The sequence below is a fragment of the Bacillus sp. SRL543 genome (assembly GCF_984799205.1).
Genome location: NZ_OZ481794.1, coordinates 1,991,980 through 2,015,157 on the forward strand (window position 1 = coordinate 1,991,980; position 23,178 = coordinate 2,015,157).

Annotated in this window: 20 protein-coding genes; all 20 read left to right on the plus strand. The window is 47.2% G+C overall.

The genetic code is table 11. From position 1 onward, the window contains the following. Positions 1–59 precede the first annotated feature (59 nt). The 20 genes from AC4E8B_RS10070 (at position 60) to AC4E8B_RS10165 (ending at position 23,087) form a co-directional block, all read left to right on the plus strand. Entirely contained in the window at positions 60–812 is a 753-nt protein-coding gene (locus AC4E8B_RS10070; protein ID WP_490218662.1) for a ClpP family protease, read from the plus strand. Positions 813–826: 14 nt separating this feature from the next. Next, complete coding sequence (locus AC4E8B_RS10075) at positions 827–1,027, plus strand: YlzJ-like family protein (protein ID WP_490218664.1); 201 nt, start codon at positions 827–829, stop codon at positions 1,025–1,027. A 261-nt stretch (positions 1,028–1,288) separates the two neighbouring features. Beyond that, on the plus strand, positions 1,289–3,646 hold the full coding sequence (locus AC4E8B_RS10080; RefSeq protein ID WP_490218666.1) for a DNA translocase FtsK: 2,358 nt from the start codon (positions 1,289–1,291) through the stop codon (positions 3,644–3,646). Between the two features lie 403 nt (positions 3,647–4,049). Then, complete coding sequence (locus tag AC4E8B_RS10085) at positions 4,050–4,775, plus strand: GntR family transcriptional regulator (RefSeq protein WP_490218668.1); 726 nt, start codon at positions 4,050–4,052, stop codon at positions 4,773–4,775. A 90-nt stretch (positions 4,776–4,865) separates the two neighbouring features. Then, positions 4,866–5,963, plus strand: coding sequence for a BMP family lipoprotein (locus AC4E8B_RS10090; protein ID WP_490218670.1), 1,098 nt, complete (start codon positions 4,866–4,868; stop codon positions 5,961–5,963). 270 nt (positions 5,964–6,233) lie between these two features. Then, positions 6,234–7,769 (plus strand): ABC transporter ATP-binding protein, encoded by a 1,536-nt coding sequence (locus AC4E8B_RS10095; protein ID WP_490218671.1) that lies wholly within the window; start codon positions 6,234–6,236, stop codon positions 7,767–7,769. Then, complete coding sequence (locus tag AC4E8B_RS10100; RefSeq protein WP_490218673.1) at positions 7,762–8,811, plus strand: ABC transporter permease; 1,050 nt, start codon at positions 7,762–7,764, stop codon at positions 8,809–8,811. The genes AC4E8B_RS10095 and AC4E8B_RS10100 overlap by 8 nt, the downstream gene beginning before the upstream one ends. Continuing rightward, complete coding sequence (locus AC4E8B_RS10105; RefSeq protein ID WP_490218675.1) at positions 8,812–9,771, plus strand: ABC transporter permease; 960 nt, start codon at positions 8,812–8,814, stop codon at positions 9,769–9,771. It abuts the gene before it with no gap. Positions 9,772–9,924: 153 nt separating this feature from the next. Next, positions 9,925–10,983: a GGDEF domain-containing protein gene (locus tag AC4E8B_RS10110; protein ID WP_490218677.1), complete on the plus strand. Its 1,059-nt coding sequence runs from the start codon at positions 9,925–9,927 to the stop codon at positions 10,981–10,983. A 225-nt stretch (positions 10,984–11,208) separates the two neighbouring features. After that, positions 11,209–12,489, plus strand: coding sequence for an EF-P 5-aminopentanol modification-associated protein YfmF (yfmF, locus tag AC4E8B_RS10115; protein ID WP_490218679.1), 1,281 nt, complete (start codon positions 11,209–11,211; stop codon positions 12,487–12,489). Continuing rightward, positions 12,490–13,776, plus strand: coding sequence for an EF-P 5-aminopentanol modification-associated protein YfmH (yfmH, locus tag AC4E8B_RS10120; protein ID WP_490218681.1), 1,287 nt, complete (start codon positions 12,490–12,492; stop codon positions 13,774–13,776). Positions 13,777–13,846: 70 nt separating this feature from the next. Then, entirely contained in the window at positions 13,847–14,569 is a 723-nt protein-coding gene (gene ymfI, locus AC4E8B_RS10125) for an elongation factor P 5-aminopentanone reductase (RefSeq protein ID WP_490218683.1), read from the plus strand. A gap of 76 nt (positions 14,570–14,645) precedes the next feature. Continuing rightward, positions 14,646–14,909 (plus strand): DUF3243 domain-containing protein, encoded by a 264-nt coding sequence (locus AC4E8B_RS10130; RefSeq protein ID WP_490218685.1) that lies wholly within the window; start codon positions 14,646–14,648, stop codon positions 14,907–14,909. Between the two features lie 195 nt (positions 14,910–15,104). Beyond that, positions 15,105–15,896: a YmfK family protein gene (locus AC4E8B_RS10135; RefSeq protein WP_490218687.1), complete on the plus strand. Its 792-nt coding sequence runs from the start codon at positions 15,105–15,107 to the stop codon at positions 15,894–15,896. A 20-nt stretch (positions 15,897–15,916) separates the two neighbouring features. Next, on the plus strand, positions 15,917–16,822 hold the full coding sequence (locus AC4E8B_RS10140) for a helix-turn-helix domain-containing protein (RefSeq protein ID WP_490219608.1): 906 nt from the start codon (positions 15,917–15,919) through the stop codon (positions 16,820–16,822). A 192-nt stretch (positions 16,823–17,014) separates the two neighbouring features. Continuing rightward, positions 17,015–17,593, plus strand: coding sequence for a CDP-diacylglycerol--glycerol-3-phosphate 3-phosphatidyltransferase (gene pgsA / locus AC4E8B_RS10145; protein ID WP_490218688.1), 579 nt, complete (start codon positions 17,015–17,017; stop codon positions 17,591–17,593). Positions 17,594–17,625: 32 nt separating this feature from the next. Then, positions 17,626–18,867 (plus strand): competence/damage-inducible protein A, encoded by a 1,242-nt coding sequence (locus AC4E8B_RS10150; RefSeq protein WP_490218690.1) that lies wholly within the window; start codon positions 17,626–17,628, stop codon positions 18,865–18,867. Positions 18,868–19,249: 382 nt separating this feature from the next. Then, positions 19,250–20,296 carry a recombinase RecA gene (recA, locus tag AC4E8B_RS10155; protein ID WP_490218692.1) on the plus strand — a complete coding sequence of 349 codons (1,047 nt, stop codon included), beginning with the start codon at positions 19,250–19,252 and terminating at the stop codon, positions 20,294–20,296. A gap of 317 nt (positions 20,297–20,613) precedes the next feature. Further along, positions 20,614–22,176 carry a ribonuclease Y gene (gene rny / locus AC4E8B_RS10160; RefSeq protein WP_009791524.1) on the plus strand — a complete coding sequence of 521 codons (1,563 nt, stop codon included), beginning with the start codon at positions 20,614–20,616 and terminating at the stop codon, positions 22,174–22,176. Positions 22,177–22,289: 113 nt separating this feature from the next. Beyond that, positions 22,290–23,087: a TIGR00282 family metallophosphoesterase gene (locus tag AC4E8B_RS10165; RefSeq protein WP_490218694.1), complete on the plus strand. Its 798-nt coding sequence runs from the start codon at positions 22,290–22,292 to the stop codon at positions 23,085–23,087. Positions 23,088–23,178 lie beyond the last annotated feature (91 nt).

The following is a 23,178-nucleotide window of genomic DNA, read 5'->3' on the forward strand; positions in this document are numbered from 1 at the left end:
AATGAAAAAGGCATCAGGGTCCATACTAACGATATTAAGCCTTGAAAGGAGAATACAAGATGGACGAGAATTTTTTTCAAAATGCCAATGAAGGCGGAGGAACTCAGGAACAGCCCAAAGAAGATAAACCATCAGCTCTGATGGAAAAAATTCAGCAGCTTGGCCAGACAAATGTGCCCCAGCTTCCGCAGGATACAACTATTCATTGTTTGACGATCGTTGGACAAATCGAAGGGCATCTCCAGCTTCCGCCGCAAAATAAAACGACAAAATATGAACATCTGATCCCCCAGATCGTGGCAATAGAGCAAAACCCTAAAATTGAAGGGCTGCTTGTGATCCTGAATACAGTGGGCGGAGACGTGGAGGCAGGGCTGGCCATTTCTGAAATGCTTGCGTCCCTCTCTAAGCCGACCGTATCAATCGTGCTTGGGGGCGGCCATTCCATCGGTGTTCCGATTGCTGTATCCTGTGACTATAGTTTTATTGCGGAAACGGCAACGATGACGATCCATCCGATCCGCCTGACAGGATTGGTCATTGGCGTGCCGCAGACTTTTGAATACCTGGACAAAATGCAGGACAGGGTCATCAATTTTGTGACGGGGCATTCGCAGGTGTCTGAGCAGCAATTCAAGGACCTGATGTTTGCAAAAGGGAATCTGACCAGGGATATTGGAACGAATGTAGTCGGTACCGATGCGGTGTCTTACGGCTTGATTGATGCAGTCGGCGGTGTTGGGCCTGCCCTTAAGAAGCTGAATGAGATGATTGACTTGAATAAGAGCAAGGAAGAAGGACTGGTGCAATGATTTTATACACATCCATGCCCCAGGAATTAATCTTCCAGCCTGAAGAAAGCTCATTTGCCAGACAGAAATTCCTTTCTTTTGAAGGAATCCCCGTGCTTGCCGAAGCTGTCGGTGATATGCCGCAGCAATATACAGTGATCAGAGTCATGAGCACAGACCCTAATCATTTTCTGGATGAAAGATGCATGCCCGGTTCTAAAATTACAATAGTATAACCCAAAATCCGGGCTGTATGCTATAATATTGATATACTACTAAGAGCAGCCAAATGGCTGCTTTCCTTGTAATGGCAAGGAAGCAGCGGCGGCCGGATTGCTGAGATGGGAAAAGCGCGGCTATGGTTTCTGCGCCGCCTTTTTAGGGGCTCGGCAGTCTGCCGGGTTTTATTTATTTCTGAGGCATGGAACGAATGTCTGCCACAAGTCCTATAAGGCTATAATGAATCCGGATAGAAATCTGCAGTACAGGGTGATGAAATGGCAAAGAGAAAAAGAAGGCAATCGAAGAGTAAAGAAAAGCTGAAAAAAACGGTGCAATATGAACTGACTGGATTGATATTGATTGCCCTGTCAGTGATTTCAATAGCAAAACTCGGAGCGGTCGGAACATCGATCGTCATGTTCTTCCGTTTTTTCATGGGAGAATGGTACATACTGGGGCTTCTGGGGATGGCTGTTTATGGAGGATATCTGATGTGGAAAAGGGAGAGGCCTTACCTTTTCCATACCAAGCTGATCGGGCTGTACCTGATCATTGCATCTATGCTGCTCCTTAGCCACGTGACACTTTTCCAGCTGCTCTCAAACGGCGGCAAGTTTGAAGATCCAAGCGTCATTGGCAACACCTGGGAGCTTTTCTGGATGGAGGCAGGCGGAGAAACGAGCACAACCGATCTCGGCGGCGGGATGATTGGGTCGGTGCTGTTTGCGATGTCTTACTTCTTATTCGATGAAGCCGGCACAAAGCTGATTGCCGCTTTACTGATCATCATAGGGCTCGTGCTCCTGACCGGAAAGACTTTTGGGGAAGCAGCAGGCAAGCTGTTTATCTCCATCTGGGGCTTCATCAAAAAGCAATGGGCAGCGTTTCTGGAAGATATGAAAGAATCGAAGCGGAAATTCCGTGAACGCAGCGATGAGCGGAGGCAGAGGCAGGGCGAGGTTAGCCAGGGAACCGAAGAGCGGGAGCCTGATTCGCCCATCAATATCTCCCAGCCTCCGCCGCAGGCTGAAGAAGAGCCTTCACCTGAACCGATTATTTCAAGCTTCGCTGAGCGGGCTTACCAGCAGCAGCCAGAGCCTTTGCGGGAAGCAGCAAACCGGAAATCCAAGGCAGGCAGCGAAGAGGCTAAAGAGGATGAGTCTGCCCCGGCCATCACTTTTACTGAAGTAGAGAATGTGGAAAATGTGGATTATGAGCTTCCTCCGCTGAGCCTCCTTACTTTGCCAAGGCAGGCTGACCAGAGCGGGGAGTATGAACAGATACATGCTAATGCTGCCAAGCTTGAGCGCACCTTCCAGAGCTTCGGGGTAAAGGCCCGGGTAACACAGGTCCATCTGGGGCCTGCAGTTACTAAATACGAGGTCCATCCCGATGTCGGCGTGAAGGTCAGCAAAATCGTAAGTTTGAGTGATGATTTGGCTCTTGCCCTTGCTGCAAAGGGCATCAGGATCGAGGCCCCGATCCCGGGGAAATCGGCGGTAGGCATTGAAGTGCCGAACACAGAGGTTGCCATGGTCTCCCTCAGGGAAGTGCTTGAGTCCAAGCAGAACGATAAGCCGGACAGCAAGCTGATGATCGGCCTTGGCCGCGATATCACAGGTGAAGCTGTCCTGGCTGAGCTGAATAAGATGCCCCATCTGCTGGTTGCCGGGGCAACGGGGAGCGGGAAGAGCGTATGCATCAATGGCATTATCACAAGCATCCTGATGCGCGCCAAGCCCCATGAAGTAAAATTGATGATGATCGACCCGAAAATGGTCGAGCTGAATGTGTATAACGGTGCACCCCATCTGCTGGCGCCGGTTGTCACCGATCCAAAGAAGGCTTCACAGGCGCTGAAAAAAGTGGTCAGTGAGATGGAACGGCGCTATGAATTATTTTCGCATACAGGGACCCGGAATATTGAAGGCTATAATGAGCATGTCAAACGGCATAATGCAGAAGAAGAGGCACAGCAGCCCCTGCTGCCTTATATTGTCGTTATAGTGGACGAGCTGGCTGACCTGATGATGGTCGCATCCTCGGACGTCGAGGACGCCATCACAAGGCTCGCACAGATGGCGAGGGCAGCCGGCATCCATTTGATCATCGCGACCCAGCGTCCGTCTGTAGATGTCATTACAGGGGTCATCAAGGCGAATATTCCTTCAAGGATCGCTTTTGCGGTTTCCTCCATGACTGATAGCAGGACCATCCTGGACATGGGCGGGGCTGAAAAGCTGCTTGGCCGCGGGGATATGCTGTTCCTTCCTGTCGGTGCATCAAAGCCGGTCAGGGTCCAGGGCGCTTTTCTTTCCGATGAAGAAGTAGAAGAGGTAGTCGATTTCGTCATTTCACAGCAGAAAGCGCAGTATCAGGAAGAGATGATACCCGATGATGTGCCGGAAACGACGTCAGAGGTTGATGACGACCTTTACGAAGAAGCGGTGGAGCTAATAGTGGAGATGCAGACTGCATCCGTCAGCATGCTTCAGAGGCGCTTCAGGATCGGCTACACACGGGCAGCAAGGCTCATTGATGAAATGGAGCTGAGGGGGATTGTAGGGCCATACGAAGGCAGCAAGCCAAGGTCGGTCCTTGTTGCCAAGCCATCAGAGGAAGCAAGTTCTTAAAAAGCTGAAAACCGGTCCGGGCAGGCCGGTTTTTTTCTATATAAAAAAGATAGCAGAAGAGCAGGCAATAAGGTTATACTATTAAAAGCGCTTACATAAATAAAGGGGGAAGGCGCCTTTTTATAGTCAGCGAGTCTTGTAATATGGAAAAATATATTAAATATGTAGGAAATAAATAACAGGAAAACGCTTTAAAATGAATGGTTTTTCCTTGTATTTCCGCTTTTGAATCAATTGATTCTTTTGTTTTTTCTGATAAAGGAGTTTAAACCACCTTTTTTCGACAAATTCTCGAAATTCTATTTATTTATCAAAAAAAAAGTGTTATAGTATTTTCGATTAGTAGGAATCATTAAACATCAGAGGTCTGATGTCTTGAGAAAAAAGGTTGGAGGAACCCTGCATGTCAATTAAGTCAGATAACCGGCATCTATACCTGCAAGTCATCGATCGATTAAAGCAGGACATTGAAGAAGGGCTCTATAAAGAAAGAGAAAAGCTTCCTTCTGAATTTGACCTTGCAAAACAGCTTGGGGTAAGCAGAGCTACACTGCGTGAAGCGCTACGAATTCTTGAAGAAGAAAACGTGATTATCCGCAGGCATGGTGTAGGAACCTTTGTGAATGCAAAGCCTCTCTTCACTTCAGGAATCGAGCAGCTTAACAGCGTGACGAACATGATTCTGCAGGCAGGGATGAAACCAGGAACAGTTTTCTTAAGCTCAGTCACTCAGGGGCCAACCGAAGAGGATGTGCGCCGTTTCTCATGTTCGGCGGGGGATGAAATAGTCGTTATCGAAAGAGTCAGGACAGCGAATGGGGAGCCTGTTGTCTACTGTGTGGACAAGCTGCCGGAAAAGATACTCCCGGAAAGCTTTACGCACGACCAGGAATCAATTTTTAATGTGCTCGAAGACGAAGCCAATAAAAAAATCACCTATGCTGTTGCCCAGATCGAACCGATCGGCTACCATGAAAAAATTTCCCCGATCCTTGAATGCGAACCGGAAACTGCACTGCTTGTATTAAAGCAGATGCATTACGACGAAATGGATGAACCAATCCTCTATTCGGTGAATTATTTTAAGGCCGACAAGTTCAGCTTCCATGTCCTTCGCAGGAGAATATAATTTTTTTGCGGATGTGTAAGCGAAAACAAATCTGTTTATCAGAATATTCCTGCTGAAATCACAAACAAAATTCCTTGGGGGGTACAAACCTTGAAAAAGCGTAAATTTGGTTTGGCACTGTCACTCGTTCTTGCAGCCGGCACAATTCTTGGTGCATGCGGAAACAGTGAAGAAAAAGACGATGCAACTGGTGAAGGCGGCACAGAAAAAGAAAATGCATTCTCTGTTGCAATGGTAACTGATGTCGGCGGTGTTGATGATAAATCATTCAACCAATCTGCCTGGGAAGGTCTTAAGGCATTTGGTGACGAAAACGGCCTGGAAAAAGGCAAAGGCGGCTATGACTATCTTCAGTCACAATCTGACGCTGACTATGCAACAAACCTGAACAACCTGGTTCGCCAGGACTTTAACCTTGTGTTCGGAATTGGCTTCATGATGCAGGGAGCTGTTGATGAAATCGCACAGCAGCAGAAAGATGCACACTTCGCGATCGTTGACGCAGAAGTTCAGCAGCCTAACGTTGCAAGTATCCTTTTTAAAGAGCAGGAAGCTTCTTTCCTTGCTGGAATCGCAGCGGGCCTGACAACTACATCAAATAAAATCGGCTTCATCGGCGGTGTTGAAGGAGCGGTTATCGAACGCTTTGAATCCGGATTCCTTGCAGGTGTACAGGCGATCAACCCTGAAGCGCAAGTAGATGTACAGTACGCTGGCGCTTTTGACAAAGCAGAACTTGGCCAAACAATTGCTGCTAAGATGTACTCTTCTGGAGCAGATGTTATCTTCCATGCTGCCGGAGGAACTGGAAACGGACTATTCAAAGAAGCACGCGACCTTAAGCAGAAAGATCCTTCTAAAGAAATCTGGGCAATCGGCGTTGACTCCGACCAGACAGCTGAAGGTGTAGTCGGCGACCATAATGTCATTATCACTTCTGCACTTAAGCGCGTTGACAATGCAGTGAAAGACCTTTCAACAAAAGCTATGGAAGGCAACTTCCCTGGCGGAGAAATCACTACTTACGGCTTGGCTGAAGACGGTGTAGGCCTTGCAGAAATCAATGACGAAGTTTCTGTAAAATCCGACATCGAAGCTGCTGTAACTGAGTGGCAGGATAAAATTAAGAGCGGCGACGTTGTTGTACCTGGTACAAGAGCTGAGCTGGAAACCTTCAAGGCTGAATAATACAAAAAGGGAATAAGGGGGTTGTATGGCCCACTTATTCCTTTTTAATGCAAAGCTGAGGCTGGAACATTAATTGAAGAGCAGAATGCTTCTGCCTTTCACTTAGTGTTTTAGATAATCTTCTCTGAAATATAGATGTTTAAGAAACCTTGAAACCGGAATGCAAAAACGCAGTCCGGAGGAATCGGCCCTGGCCGGATTTTTTTAAAGCTTCTAAGGTATGACCTCTTACTACTATATTTTTTATTAATTCGTGCGAGGAGTGGAAGAATGGAATACGTTATTGAAATGCTCAATATCCGCAAAGAATTTCCGGGCATCGTGGCAAACGACAATATTACACTTCAACTGAAGAAGGGTGAGATCCACGCCCTCTTAGGTGAAAACGGTGCAGGAAAATCTACGCTGATGAACGTGCTTTTTGGGCTCTATCAGCCGGAAAAAGGTGAAATCCGTGTCAATGGAAAGCCGGTCAGCATCACTAACCCTAACATTGCCAATGATCTGGGCATCGGCATGGTCCATCAGCACTTCATGCTGGTTGACACGTTCACAGTAACTGAAAATATCATTCTTGGAAAAGAAACTACAACAGCAGGCAGAATCGATATTAAAAAAGCCGAACAGGAAGTCAGGGAGATCTCTGAGCGCTACGGCTTATCAGTGGATCCCCAGGCAAAGATATCCGATATTTCTGTGGGGATGCAGCAGCGTGTTGAAATCCTGAAGACCCTATACAGGGGAGCGGAGATCCTGATCTTCGATGAGCCGACCGCTGTACTGACTCCGCAGGAAATCGGCGAGCTGATCCAGATTTTCCGGACACTTATTAAGGAAGGAAAATCCATCATCCTTATCACGCACAAGCTGAAAGAGATCATGGAGGTCTGCGACAGGGTTACGGTCATCCGCAAGGGCGTCGGCATCGGCACAGTTAACGTAAGCGAGACAGACCCCAATGCGCTGGCAAGCCTGATGGTTGGGCGTGAGGTCACATTCAAGACCGAAAAGAAGGCCGCAGATCCGAAAGAGGTTGCATTTGAAATCAATGGGCTTACTGTTAAAGATTCGAGGGGCGTTGCTGTTGTAAACAATCTCAATCTCAAGATAAAAGCAGGCGAGATAGTCGGAATTGCCGGCGTTGACGGCAACGGACAATCAGAGCTGATTGAAGCGATCACTGGATTGAGAAAAGCAGAGGGCGGCACCATCAGCCTGAATGGCAAAGAAATCAGAAATCTGTCTCCACGGAAAATCACCGAAAGCGGGATCGGCCATATCCCTCAGGACAGGCATAAGCACGGGCTGGTTCTCGATTTCCCGATTGGCGACAATATCGTGCTGCAGACGTACTACAAAAAGCCTTTCTCCAAGTATGGGGTATTAAACTTTAAAGAGATTTATGACAAAGCCCGCAGCCTGATTAAAGAATATGATGTCAGGACGCCGACTGAATATACAGAGGCAAGGGCATTATCAGGCGGAAACCAGCAAAAAGCGATCATCGGCCGTGAAATTGACCGGGATCCTGATTTGCTGATCGCTGCCCAGCCGACAAGGGGCCTTGATGTAGGCGCCATTGAATTCATCCATAAACGCCTGATCGAGCAGCGTGATAACGGGAAAGCCGTTCTGCTTCTTTCCTTTGAGCTGGATGAGATCATGAATGTCAGCGACCGCATTGCCGTTATTTATGAAGGCGAGATTGTTGCTGTCGTTGATCCTGCTGAAACGACAGAGCAGGAACTGGGACTGCTGATGGCAGGATCGAAAAGAAAGGAAGCGGGTGAAAAGTCTAATGTCTAGTCGTTTGAAAAATATAATGATTCCTTTAATAGCGGTTCTGCTGGGTGTCATCGTCGGCACCATCATCATGATTGCGACCGGCTATGATGCAGTTGCCGGTTATACAGCATTATGGAACGGAGCATTTGGCGAGGTGTATTACACGGGTGAAGTCGTCCGCCAGGTAACGCCGTATATACTGGCCGGTTTGGCTGTAGCGTTCGCATTCCGGACAGGGCTGTTCAATATTGGTGTTGAAGGGCAGCTGATTGTCGGATGGCTTGCGGCCGTCTGGGTCGGCGTGGCATTCGATGATCTTCCTAGATTCATCCACCTTCCGCTGGCTGTATTGGCTGCAGCAGCTGCAGGTGCGTTTTGGGCCTTCATCCCGGGATTGCTGAAGGCCAAGTTCAAGGTTCATGAAGTAATCGTGACCATCATGATGAACTATATTGCCTTGCATGTAACAAACTATATTGTCCGTTCAGTTTTGACTGAAAATGCGGACAGAACAGAGAACATTGCGGAATCAGCTTCCCTGAGATCTCCTTTCTTTGAAAGCATCACTGACTATTCCAGGCTTCACTGGGGGATTTTGATTGCACTGGTTTGTGTGTTCATCATGTGGTTCCTGCTTGAAAAGACTTCCAAGGGATATGAACTGAAGGCAGTAGGCTTCAACCAGCATGCTTCACAGTATGCCGGTATGAATGTAAGCTCTAATATTATTTTATCTATGGTCATTTCAGGTGCATTTGCCGGGCTTGCCGGCGCAATGGAAGGTCTCGGTACCTTCGGCTATGCTACAATCAAAGGCGGATTCACCGGGGTCGGCTTTGACGGGATCGCAGTTGCGCTCCTTGGTGCTAACGGACCTATCGGAATCGTATTTGCTGCCATCTTGTTCGGGGGCCTTAAAGTCGGGGCACTGAATATGCCTCTTGAGGCCGGGGTGCCGAACGAACTGGTAGATATCATCATCGCGCTGATTGTATTCTTCGTAGCAGCCAGCTACATGATTCGCATCGTCATAGATAAGTTTGGCAAGAAGGGGGTGAAATAAGTGGGCTTTATGGATATTTTGCTGATCATTGTTCCTTCCACGCTTTTATGGGCAGCACCGCTTATTTTCACTGCATTGGGCGGAAACTTCTCTGAGCGCTCCGGTGTTGTCAACATCGGACTTGAAGGGTTAATGGTTATAGGAGCGTTCACTGCAATCGTATTTAACCTGACATTTGTTGATTCACTTGGACAAGCAACTCCATGGCTCGCTTTGGTCGCAGCCCTGGTTGTAGGCGGACTGTTCGCCCTCATCCATGCTGTTGCTTCTATCACATTCCGTGCTGACCAGACCGTTTCCGGGGTGGCCATCAACCTGCTCGCTATCGGACTGGCATTATTCCTTGTCAAGTTCATTTATGATAAAGGTCAGACAGATATTATCCAGGTGGGCTTCAGCAAGGTTGATATACCTTTATTAAGCGATATACCTTTTATAGGGGAAGTGCTTTTCTCCAATACCTATTACACTTCCTTTGTTGCAATCATCGTTGCTTTCATCGCATGGTATGTGATGTTCAAAACTCCATTCGGCCTCCGGCTGAGATCAGTCGGCGAGCATCCGATGGCTGCTGATACAATGGGGATCAATGTTACAAGGATGCGCTATATCGGCGTTGTCATCTCCGGTGCGCTTGCCGGTGTCGGCGGCGGTGTTTATGCCCAGTCGATTTCCTCTGACTTCGGGCACGCTACCATCAGCGGGCAGGGCTTTATGGCTTTGGCGGCATTGATCTTCGGAAAATGGCATCCGCTTGGAGCAATGGGTGCGGCTTTGTTCTTCGGCTTTGCCCAAAGCTTGAGCATTGTAGGCTCCAGCCTGCCGCTGCTTGAAAACATCCCGAGTGTTTACCTGCTGATCGCACCTTATGTGCTTACAATCCTGGCATTGACAGGGTTCATCGGCCGCGCGGATGCACCAAAGGCGTTAGGGACTCCATATATAAAAGGAAAAAGATAATAAAGCTGAACCCGGTCGTGCAGGCCGGGTTTTTTCTATTGTTTTGATAGAATGTGATTTTAGGAAAAAATTAACTGAAATGATTGACTCTTGGAAAAAGCTGACTTAAAATTAAATAGTTAATATTCTATCATTTCTGATCGGGGCCGTCATATGCCAAATTCCTTGTTTTTAAATGATCATCATACAGATAAGATAGTTTCTTACAGCAGATGGCTCATCCTCCTTTTGATCTTCTTCCTTTGCCACTCACCAGCTGCTCCCTTACAGGCAGAGAAAACAGCGCTTCCGGCTGCCCTTGCCGCATTTTCGTTCCTCTATATTGCAGCCTCCCATATTTGTACAAGCTTTATGAAAAACCGGGAAGGAAGCAGGAGCCTTGCCGTTCTGTGGACTGCCTGCGACCACCTTGCTGCAGCTGTGCTGTTCTTATTATCCGGAGCTGAGGCGGCCTTTTTTTATCCACTGGCCATTCTTCTCGTTTTACATGCGGCCATCAGGCTTCACACCAAAGGAGCTGCAGCTTCAACCCTGTTCTTGTCATCTGCTATTCTTGCCGGTTCAGATTTCGGCCAGGATGCGGGACGAGTTCTTCTGCTTTTAGGCATTCTTTGGATTACCGTGATTCTGGCTGGCGGAGCTGCCGTCAGGGAAATGAGGCAAAAAGCGCAGATCGGGAAATTAAAAAGAATGGTATACACAGATTTCCTTACCGGGCTTTCCAATCGAAGAGCATTTCATGAGCATCTTACCCTTTTGGAAAAAACAGCTGAGCCCTGCTTTCTGCTTTTAGGCGATGTAGATAACTTTAAAAGTATAAACGACTGTTACGGCCATCTTGAAGGCGATGAAGTGCTGAAAAAGCTGGCTAGCACTTTTATGAAAGCTGAAAAGATGAGCGGCTGCAGAATTTACCGGTATGGAGGAGAAGAATTTGCCTTCCTTTTTCCGGGGCGCCGCGAGGAAAATGTCATTGGCATGCTGGCAGGGCTTTTGGACAGCGTGGTTCAGGAAGTGAAGGTTGGAAGTGAACAGCCTGTCACAATGAGCTTTGGTGTCAGCTTCATAAACAGCGGAAATTCAAAGCTTGCACTCGAAGAAGCCGATGCGCTGCTCTACCAGGCCAAAACGGGCGGGAAAAGCAGGGCCATCTTCAGCAGCGGCCTTGTCCTGAAGAATACGCTTTCTTCAAAAAAAGCTGGTAACGCATAATGACGGACATTCTCTTTCAAAGAAGCAGCTTCCTTAAAAGGGAGCTGCTTTGTTTGTCTCACAAAAGACCCCTTTGGAAAACCCTGTCTGCACCTCAATCATTTGCTATCTTAATTTAGAAAACGTTATAGTTAGAATATGTTTTAATTTTATGGAGAAGATTAAAAAATAACCTGAGCAGCGCCTACATAAGATAAAAAAAGCAGGAAATTTAGGAGGATGTATATGGCCGTTATGGATGAAATTGTAAAGCCTATGGGAGGGTATGACCTTCATATAGTCAAAACAGGCAAATTCAAAACAAATACCCTGATCTGGAAAATGAAAGCCCCTCTGGACAAAGAATCTGCAACTGTAAGAGCGCTATTACCGTATGTCCTGCAGAGCAGTTCAAGCAAATTTCCAGCAACAGGGCTTCTCCGATCACATCTTGATGATTTATACGGTGCCAGCCTGTATGTCGATCTGGCGAAGAAGGGCGAGTATCATGTTGTCACTTTTTCAATGGATATCGCCAATGAAAAATTCCTTTCGGATCCGGCACCTCTTTTAAGGAAGGCTTTTGAATTCCTGGCTGAAATCCTGCTGAAGCCGAATGTGCAGGATGGAAGCTTCAATGAAGAAACGGTAAGGCAGGAAAAAAGGACGCAAAAACAGCGGATCCAATCTGTCTTTGATGATAAGATGAGATATTCCAATTTCAGGCTGGTAGAAGAAATGTGCAAAGGCGAGCCATATGCCCTGCATGTAAACGGTGAAATGGATGAAGTGGACAGCATTACCCCTGAAAAGCTTTATCAGTATTATGAACGGGCATTTGCAGAAGATCAGCTCGATTTTTATGTAATCGGCGACGTTGATCCCGGCGAAGTAGAAGCGATGGCGGAGGAGTATCTTAAGTTCTCTCCAAGGGAGCCTAAGAAGCTTCAGCAGGGATCCGCTGATGGAGCTGCGAGTGTAAACGAGGTCAAAGAAATCCAGGATGTAAAACAAGGCAAGCTCAATATAGGTTACCGGACCAATATTCTCTATGGAGATAAAGACTACTACGCCCTGCAGGTTTTCAATGGCATTTTTGGCGGATTCTCACATTCAAAGCTGTTTATCAATGTCAGGGAAAAGGCAAGCCTTGCCTATTATGTTGCCAGCAGGCTCGAAAGCCATAAAGGATTGATGATGGTCATGTCAGGCATCGATAATAAAAACTATGATCAGGCAGTCGGCATCATTAAAGACCAGATGGAAGCGATGATAAACGGCGATTTTACGGAAGAAGAAATGGCGCAGACCAAAGCGGTGATCAAGAACCAGCTTCTTGAGACAATTGACACCGCCAGGGGGATGACGGAGGTCCTTTACCATAATGTTGTCGCCGGCCAGGACATTTCCCTCGATCTGTGGATGGAAGAGATGGACAAAGCCACGAAAGAAGATATTGTCGCCGCAGCAAAAAAAATCAGCATGGATACCGTATATTTCTTAACAGGAACGGAGGCGGGCGAATAAATGGAAACGATCGTTTTTGAGCAATTGAAAGAAAAATTATTTTACGAAAAAATGGCCAATGGCCTTGATGTTTATATACTGCCGAAACAGGGCTTCAACAAAACTTACGCCACCTTCACGACCAAATACGGCTCTGTTGACAATCACTTTGTCCCGCTTGGAAAAGAGGAATATGTAAAGGTCCCTGACGGCATCGCCCATTTCCTTGAGCACAAGCTGTTTGAAAAAGAAGACGGAGACGTTTTCCAGCAGTTCAGCAAGCAGGGTGCTTCAGCCAATGCTTTTACATCCTTCACAAGAACGGCTTATCTATTTTCCAGCACCTCTGATGTTGAGCGGAATCTGGAGACACTGATTGATTTTGTCCAGGATCCTTATTTTACGGAAAAAACCGTAGAAAAGGAAAAAGGCATCATCGGCCAGGAAATCACCATGTATGATGATAATCCGGACTGGCGCCTTTATTTCGGCCTCATCCAGAATATGTATCAGAACCATCCGGTGAAAATCGACATTGCCGGAACGGTGGAAACGATCTCCCATATAACGAAAGATCTGCTATATGAATGCTATAATACTTTCTACCATCCGAGCAATATGCTGCTATTTGTGACAGGTCCTGTTGATCCTGAAGCTATAATGGGGCAGATCAGGAGCAACCAGGAGAAAAAGGAATACAAGGACCAGCCTGCAATCGAACGTAAATCTGAGCAGGAAATGACTGGTGTGGCTGAGAAGAAGCAGGTTTTGAAGATGAATGTGCAAAGCTCGAAATGCCTTTTAGGCATCAAGGCTCTTGATGTGAAGCAGGAAGGCACTGAAATGCTGAAGAATGAACTGACTCTGAATGTCATGCTGGATATACTGTTCGGCAAAAGCTCCAAAAATTACGAAACTTTATACAAGGAAGGGCTCATTGATGAAACCTTCTCATACGACTATACACAAGAGCAGGGATTCGGCTTCGCCATGCTGGGCGGGGATACAAGCGATCCAGAGAGGCTTGCCGGCACTTTGAGAAACATGCTGCTTGAAGCAAAGAATGGCGCTGTATTCAGCCAGGAAGCGCTTGACCGGACGAAGAAGAAAAAGATCGGAGCATTCCTTCGCTCCGTCAATTCGCCCGAGTATATCGCCAACCAGTTTACACGATACGCTTTCAATGGAATGGATCTGTTTGATGTAGTGCCTCAAATCGAGAAGATCACTTTAGAGCAGCTGAAAGAGACAGCCGGTGTATTTCTGTCCGAGGACAGATTCACGGTCTGCCAGGTTGTTCCCAAATAAGATGATAAAAGCGCCTGGTGCAGGCGCTTTCTGTCATTGTGGTAAATAATGGGCGGGAGCGGAAATGAATATGAAGAAATTTACGTTGATAACCGGTGCAAGCGGGGGCATCGGGAGGGCGATTGCTCTCAGGCTTGCTCGAGAGGGGCACTCGCTCTATCTGCATTATAACAGGAACAGACAGGCCATTGAGGAGTTATTGGAGGACCTCTCAATGTTTGAAGGGGAATATATTCCGATCCAGGGCGACCTGGCAGATCCTTTAGGGTATAAAAAGGTTGCCGGCAGCATCTTCTCCCTCGATGCGATTGTCCATAACTCCGGCACAGGCTATTACGGATTATTGGGAGATACAGATGATGCAATCCTTGAACAGCTGATGCGGGTTCATGTCATGTCCCCTTATGCGCTTACGAGAGAGCTTTTGCCTAAACTGATTCAAAAGCGGAAGGGAAGCATCATCGTGGTTTCATCCATTTGGGGCCAGACAGGCGCAGCCTGTGAAACAGCCTATTCAGCGGCAAAAGGTGCGCAGATCGCTTTTGTCAAAGCACTGAGCAAAGAGGCTGCACTTAACGGGGTGCGGGTGAATGCAATCGCACCAGGCGCTGTAGAAACCCCGATGATGAAAACATTTGATGAATCTGAATTAATGGCGATTGAGGAAGAAATACCGATGGGGCGGCTGGCACTTCCGGAGGAGGTTGCCCATGCAGCGGCCTTCCTGCTTGAGGAGGGTTCTTCCTATATTACCGGCCAGGTGCTGGGCGTCAATGGCGGCTGGTACACGTAAAATTACAGACAGATGCATATTTTGCTCCTCCTGAAAGCAAAATAACTTTGTATTATATTAAAAGGAGGTACCAACAATGTCTGTATTGGATAACTGGAATCATTGGAAAGATTTCTTGGGGGACCGTCTTCACCATGCTCAAAACGAAGGCATGAACAAAGGTGTAGTCAATGACCTTGCGTATCAGATCGGGGACTATCTTGCAAAACAGGTTGATCCTCAAAATGATCAGGAAAAGGTATTGGCTGATCTATGGTCAGTTGCAAGCCCGGAAGAACAGCATGCAATCGCCAATATGATGGTCAAGCTTGTTCAGAACGACGGTTCACAGCAGCAATAGAACTTTCAATACAGGTTTAATTCCAAAGAGAGGCCAACCCTCTCTTTTTTTCTTTGCAGGCGATGAAAAAATATGAGGAATGATTCGAAAGACATTGGTTTTTTCTTTCATCTTCAGGGAAAATCATTTATTATAGAAGCTAGACAAAAATATGCAGGAAAATGTCGGATTTGGCACGATCTGGGAGGTTTACCTATGGAAAAAACGGAATGGTACCTGGAATACGAAATTCAAAAAAACCGGCCTGGGCTGCTTGGTGACATTTCTTCGCTCCTTGGGATGCTTTCCATTAATATCGTCACCATTAATGGAGTGGATGAAGGGCGAAGGGGATTGCTGATCCTTGCAAAAGATCATGAACAAATCCAAAGATTAGAGTCTATTCTACATACAATGGACACAATAAAGGTAATAAAGCTCAGGGAACCAAAGCTGAGGGACAGGCTGGCGGTGCGCCACGGCCGATACATACAGAGGGACGCAGACGATAAGAAAACTTTCCGTTTCGTCCGGGATGAGCTTGGCCTGCTCGTCGATTTCATGGCGGAGCTGTTCAAGCAGGAAGGGCATAAGATGATTGGCATCAGGGGCATGCCCCGCGTCGGCAAAACAGAATCCATCGTGGCATCAAGCGTATGCGCCAACAAGAGATGGCTCTTTATGTCATCAACACTGCTTAAGCAGACCATCCGGAATCAGCTGATCCAGGATGAGTACAATGAAAATAATCTGTTTATCATTGACGGGATTGTTTCAACCAGAAGGGCAAATGAAAGGCATTGGCAGCTGGTAAGGGAAATCATGCGCCTTCCTGCAGTCAAGGTCGTTGAGCATCCGGATATTTTTGTGCAGAATACAGAATATTCGATGGAGGATTTTGATTATATTATTGAACTGCGCCATGATCACAATGAAGAGATCAAGTATGATGTGGTTGAGAATAATGATATGTTCTCCGGAACCGATTTTGGGGGATTTGATTTTTAGTAAGGTGGAAGGTGTTTGTATTGACAGAATTAGGCAATCATTTAAAAGAGGCGAGGATCGAAAGAGGCATGAGCCTTGACGATCTCCAGACAGCGACGAAGATTCAGAAGCGCTATCTCGTAGGCATTGAAGAAGGAAACTACAGCATGATGCCGGGCAAATTCTATGTCCGCGCATTCATCAAGCAATATGCCGAGGCAGTCGGCATTGATCCGGAAGAGCTTTTTGAGCAGTACAAGAACGACATCCCTGTCACCGCCGCAAGTGACGATATACCGGAAAAGCTTTCAAGGGTTCAGACCAGGAAGGATATTTCCGGCAGCAGTTCAAAGTTTGCAGACCTGCTTCCTAAAATCCTGATTGGCGTATTTGCTGTCGGCGTCATCGCGCTTCTTTATTATTTCATTGTGATGGCAAACAACGGCAAGGACGATGGTGATCAGGCCGATAGCGGAAATACACAGGGTGTTGAATATGGCCAGTCTGATGACCTTGCGAAAGAAGAGCCTAAGGAAGACGATGGCCAGGCAGAAGGCGAGGATGCTGCCGAAGAAGAAGAGCCGGCTGAGGAAGAAAAGCCGGAACCGCCTGCACAAGAAGTCGCTGTAGTCGAGTCAGCTGGCAATGATACCGTATATGAAGTGAAAAACGCTGAAAAATTCGTGCTGAAAGTGGTAAGCACAGGCGAAACATGGGTGAGCATCAAGAATGGCAAGGGCTATTCCTTCTTCGAGGGAATGCTGTTAAAAGGTGCGTCCGGAAGCCAGACAATCGACTTGTCTAAAGAGCCTGAGGCTGTACTTGTTATCGGGAACACTTCCGCGACTGAACTCTATATCAATGACCAGAAGCTGGAATATGCTATTCCTTCTTCCCAGAGTGTACGGCAGGATATTACCATCCGCTACACAAAACCGACCGAATAGCCATCCGTGTGATGGCTATTTTTTCTCCCGGCGGCAAGATAGGGAAGGTCCATTAAGATAAAAAAGTGAAAAAATTGCTATATTTATTTTTTTGCTGTAAAACTATAGAGTAAGACTTTCCTGAGGGCATGGATGTTTTCTCAGCCTTCAGCGTAAGTCTGCCGAAACTACATAGCTTTTTGGAGGTACATAATGAACTTGCCTAATAAAATTACCGTATCAAGGATTTTCTTGATTCCGCTTTTTTTAATTGTGATGCTTGTTCCCTTCTCGTGGGGGGAGGCAGCCTTTTTAGGGGCTGAAATGCCTGTCACGCATCTTGTCGGGAGCCTGATTTTTATCATTGCTTCTGTGACAGACTGGGTTGATGGCTATTATGCAAGGAAGCTGAATATGGTCACCAATCTCGGGAAGTTCCTTGATCCGCTCGCAGATAAGCTGCTTGTTTCAGCAGCCTTGATTGTCCTGGTCGATCTTGAACTGGCGGCTTCCTGGATTGTCATCGTCATCATCAGCCGTGAGTTTGCCGTTACAGGCCTCAGGCTTGTCCTTGCCGGAGAAGGGGAAGTTGTGGCAGCCAATATGCTTGGCAAAGTGAAAACATGGGCGCAGATCGTCGCCATCTCTGCTCTCCTGCTGCACAACATCATCTTTGAATTGATTTCCGTGCCATTCGATGATATCGCGCTTTGGGTGGCGATGATCTTTACAATCTGGTCAGGCTGGGATTATTTTTACAAAAATAGAGCAGCTTTCATTAATTCCAAGTAGAAAGAAGCTTCACACAGGAGGGGGATAATGATATGAATGCAGAAATCATTGCGGTGGGGTCGGAGCTTTTGCTCGGTCAGATCAACAATACAAACGCCAGATTCCTCTCCAGGCAGCTGGCGGATATCGGCATCAACGTGTTTTACCATACCGTTGTCGGAGATAATCCCTCCAGGCTCCAGGCCGCAATCGGCATTGCCGAAGAGCGCTCTGACCTGGTCATTTTCACAGGGGGACTTGGTCCAACCAAGGATGACCTGACTAAGGAGACTATTGCCAAGCACCTTGGCGCCGAGCTGGTCCATAACCAAGACGCGCTCCGCCAGATTGAGCTTTATTTTCAAAGGACCGGCCGGGTTATGACAGAAAATAACCGAAAGCAGGCCATCGTGCTTAAAGATTCTGAAGTGCTCCCCAATGACCACGGCATGGCTCCTGGAATGGTGTATGCTAAAGGGGAAAAAACATATATGCTTCTTCCGGGCCCCCCTAAGGAAATGGAGCCGATGTTCCTTGCCTACGGCCATCCAGCATTGCTTGCAAGGATGGATTCACAGGATAAGATATTCTCGAGGGTGCTGAGATTCTTTGGAATCGGGGAAGCCATGCTTGAAACGGAGATAGAGGATCTGATTGACAGCCAGTCCAACCCGACGATCGCCCCTCTTGCCGCTGATGGGGAAGTGACACTCAGGCTGACAGCCAAGCATCCCAGCCTCGATACAGCATTGCAGCTGATAGAGGGAACGGAAAAGAAGATACTCAGCCGGACTGGGGAATTCTTCTATGGCTATGATGATACATCGCTGATGATGGAGCTGACAAAGCGGCTAAAGGAAAAAGGCCTGACGATCGGCTGTGCCGAAAGCCTGACAGGCGGCATGTTCCAGCAGGAATTCACGTCCATACCGGGAGCGGGAAGCCTTCTTAAAGGCGGGGTTGTCTGCTATACGAACGAAGTAAAGGAAAAAGTCCTGAAGGTGAAAAAGGAAACCATTGAAAAAGATGGCGTTGTCAGCAAAACATGCGCCGCAGAACTGGCGGAAAATGCTGCCTCCCTGACCGGTGCCGACATCGGGATCAGCTTCACCGGGGTTGCCGGTCCGGATGAGCTTGAAGGGAAACCTGTAGGCACCGTCTATATCGGGATAGCCATCAAAGGCAGGCCGACGCATGTGGAGAAGCTGAACCTCGGCGGATCGCGTACAGCCAATCGATCACGATCGGTGAAATACGGCTGCCATTTTTTAATGAAAGAGCTGGAAGAAAAATAGAGGAACAGGCCGTTGACTATGGCCTGTTTTCTGTTTTGATGAATACCGGTTTCCTCGGTTCTCATAGAGTTCCTTTCAGAATGACCCTAACGTATCTGGCAATCTCGCAGGCTGCGAAACTGCGCTCACTTCTCTATGAAATTTTCAGACAGCCGGCGGTTTTGACGTTTCTGATCTAAAAGAGGCGGATGAAAATTGTTTTCTCCAGGGGGAATGGGGGTATTTGCCCATCAATGGACCTTTCAAAAAAAACGAATGAATGTTCGACTTTTTACTCGACAAACAAGTGAAAAAAGTATATAGTAAAGATAGGTTCTTTGAGATAGATTTTATGATATATGCAATGCATATTTGTCTTTATATATAAAGGAGGAAATCATTAGTGAGTGATCGTCAAGCTGCATTAGATATGGCTTTGAAGCAAATAGAAAAACAATTTGGTAAGGGTTCGATCATGAAGCTTGGGGAGCAGACTGACCGCAGGATCTCAACTTCTCCAAGCGGCTCCCTGGCGCTTGATGTGGCACTTGGGGTTGGAGGCTACCCGAAGGGACGGATCGTTGAAATATACGGCCCGGAAAGCTCAGGTAAAACGACTGTTGCCCTGCATGCGATTGCTGAGGTGCAGGCAAACGGCGGACAAGCTGCCTTCATTGATGCAGAGCATGCCCTTGATCCGGTATATGCCCAGAAGCTGGGCGTCAACATCGATGAATTGCTGCTCTCCCAGCCTGATACAGGGGAACAGGCGCTTGAAATTGCTGAAGCCCTTGTGCGAAGCGGTGCCGTTGATATCCTTGTCATCGACTCGGTAGCAGCACTTGTACCGAAAGCAGAGATTGAAGGAGAAATGGGTGACTCCCATGTTGGTCTTCAGGCCCGCCTTATGTCCCAGGCCCTTCGTAAATTATCTGGTGCGATCAATAAATCAAGAACACTCGCCATCTTTATCAACCAGATCCGTGAGAAGGTCGGAGTTATGTTCGGAAACCCTGAAACTACTCCTGGCGGCCGTGCCCTTAAGTTCTATTCTTCCGTACGCCTGGAAGTGCGCCGTGCTGAAACTTTGAAGCAGGGTAATGAAATGGTCGGAAACAAAACGAAAATCAAGGTTGTCAAAAACAAGGTTGCCCCTCCATTCCGTGTCGCTGAAGTCGACATCATGTACGGGGAAGGCATCTCTAAAGAAGGCGAAATCATCGATATGGGCTCTGAGCTGGATATTGTCCAGAAGAGCGGTTCATGGTATTCATACAATGAGGAAAGACTTGGGCAAGGACGTGAGAATGCGAAGCTGTTCCTTAAGGAGAATCCCGATTTAAGGCTGACAATCCAGAAGCAGATCCGCGACCACTACAGCCTCGATGAAGAGAAGACACTAGATGAAAATCAGGATCAGGACCAGGAGCATTTTGAACTGATCGACTGATCTCTTGAGGCAAAGCCACAGGCTTTGCCTTTTACTTTTTGATGAAGCAGTAACGGAGGCCAAAAGATCGGCCTGGACTAAGGGAAATGGGGATACATCCGGCGCAGTTGCCAGACTTGTCCGAAATATTAAAAAAAGCCGCAAGGACAAACCCTTGACAATAAAAATCCGCAGCTTTACAATTATATTGTATATTTTACATTTTTATGAGTATTTGAAAACGTTTAAAGCCTTAGTGCTGTATGTTGATATTAGCAATGTACATGCCGACACTTTAGAAACGTAACACAAAAAAGTTCATAGCAAGAGGAGGTGAAATGATGGATATTTTATTAGTCATCTCCATTTTGCTTGCCCTAGTCGTCGGTGCAGTTGTTGGCTATTTTATTCGCAAATCGATTGCCGAAGCAAAGATAGCAGGAGCTAAGAACGCTGCTGAGCAAATCCTTGAGGATGCGAGGCGTGAAGCTGATGCTTCAAAGAAGGAAGCCCTGCTGGAAGCAAAAGATGAAATTCACAAGCTTCGGACTGAAGCTGAACAAGAAGTTCGTGATCGAAGAAATGAGCTGCAAAAACAAGAAAATCGTTTACTGCAAAAAGAGGAGAATCTTGACCGGAAAGATGAATCGCTTGATAAGCGTGAATCAATCCTGGAGAAAAGGGACGATTCTCTTAACAAAAAACAACAGCATATTGAAGAGATGGAAAGCAAAGTGGACGAGATGGTACGAGCACAGCAATCTGAGCTGGAACGCATCTCAGGCTTAACTCGTGAAGAGGCAAAATCCATCATTTTAGATCGGGTCGAGCAGGAAGTTGCTCACGATATTGCCATTATGGTAAAGGAAACGGAAAACCGCGCCAAGGAAGAGGCTGACAAGAAGGCGAAGGAAGTATTGTCGCTGGCCATTCAGCGCTGCGCTGCTGACCACGTTGCAGAAACGACTGTGTCAGTGGTCAATCTGCCTAACGATGAAATGAAGGGGCGTATCATCGGCCGTGAAGGACGGAATATACGTACGCTTGAAACGCTTACCGGAATTGATCTCATCATTGATGATACTCCGGAAGCAGTCATTTTATCCGGGTTTGATCCAATCCGCCGTGAGACAGCAAGGCTTGCTCTAGAAAAATTGGTTCAGGATGGACGCATTCACCCAGCGAGGATTGAGGAAATGGTGGATAAAGCGCGCCGCGAAGTGGATGAGCATATCCGTGAAATCGGTGAGCAGACAACCTTTGAGGTCGGCGTACATGGACTTCATCCGGATCTTATCAAAATTCTCGGCCGCCTGAAATTCCGTACCAGCTACGGACAGAATGTGCTGAAACACTCAATGGAAGTTGCCCAGCTTTCAGGGCTGCTGGCTGCTGAGCTTGGTGAGGATGAAACACTTGCCCGCCGTGCCGGTTTGCTTCATGATATCGGTAAAGCAATCGACCATGAAGTGGAAGGAAGCCATGTTGAAATCGGAGTTGAGCTTGCGACTAAGTACAAAGAGCATCCGGTTGTCATCAACAGTATCGCTTCTCACCATGGCGATACAGAGCCAACATCCATTATCGCTGTACTTGTTGCTGCAGCAGATGCTCTATCAGCAGCAAGGCCTGGAGCGAGAAGGGAAACGCTTGAAAATTATATCCGCCGTCTGGAAAAACTGGAGGAGATTTCCGAATCTTATGATGGAGTCGAGAAATCATTTGCCATCCAGGCAGGTAGGGAAATCAGGATCATGGTTAAGCCTGATCAAATTGATGACCTTGAGTCCCACAGGCTGGCAAGGGATATACGCAAGAAAATTGAAGAAGAGCTTGATTATCCAGGACATATCAAGGTTACGGTCATCCGTGAAACGAGAGCCGTTGAATACGCAAAATAAAGCAGTGCTTCGGCGCTGCTTTATTTTTTTGCAGAAACCGCACGAATGGAATTCCTGCTTTTTGTGTTACAATGATAACAGTGAAGAATTTGAAGTTAGGAAGGGTTTGCTTAATGAATATTTTGTTTGTTGGAGATGTAGTTGGTTCTCCAGGGCGCGATATGGTAAAAGAGTATCTGCCCAAATTAAAAGACAAGTACCGTCCGCAGGTGACCATCATAAATGGTGAAAATGCTGCAGGCGGAAAAGGGATCACTGAAAAGATTTACCGCGGCTTTCTGGAGGCAGGGGCACAGGCGGTGACCCTTGGCAATCATACATGGGACAACAGAGAGATATTTGAGTTTATTGAGAGTGCGAAATATCTGATCAGGCCTGCGAACTTCCCGGATAATAATCCTGGCAAAGGCATTGTATATTTAAAGGTGAACACTGATGAAGTGGCTGTTATAAACCTTCAGGGAAGGACCTTTTTGCAGCCATCCGACTGTCCGTTTAAAAAAGCGGATGAACTCATCGAGGAAGCCAGGCAGCGCACGCCCTTCATCTTTGTTGATTTCCATGCAGAAGCGACAAGCGAGAAGCAGGCAATGGGCTGGTATCTTGATGGAAAGGTGTCTTCAGTGGTCGGCACGCATACACATGTCCAGACGGCTGATAACCGGATCCTCCCAGGCGGGACAGCCTTTATCACTGATGTAGGCATGACAGGCCCATATGACGGCATTCTGGGCGTCGAGAAGGAAGCTGTCTTGAAAAGGTTCATCACGAACCTTCCAGTCCGTTTCGAGGTGCCGAAGGAAGGCCGGGACCAGCTTAGTGCCGTGTTCATAGAATTGGACCGGAAAACTGGGCTTTCCAAGAAAATTGAACGGATCCTGATTAACGAAGATCATCCTTTTTTCAGCTGAAGAATGGGGGGTGCCTTTTGCAAAGGCAGCCCCCTTTTTCTTGACGGGATATGAAAGGTACGGAATTTTCCAATATTTTGTCCAAGCCGGA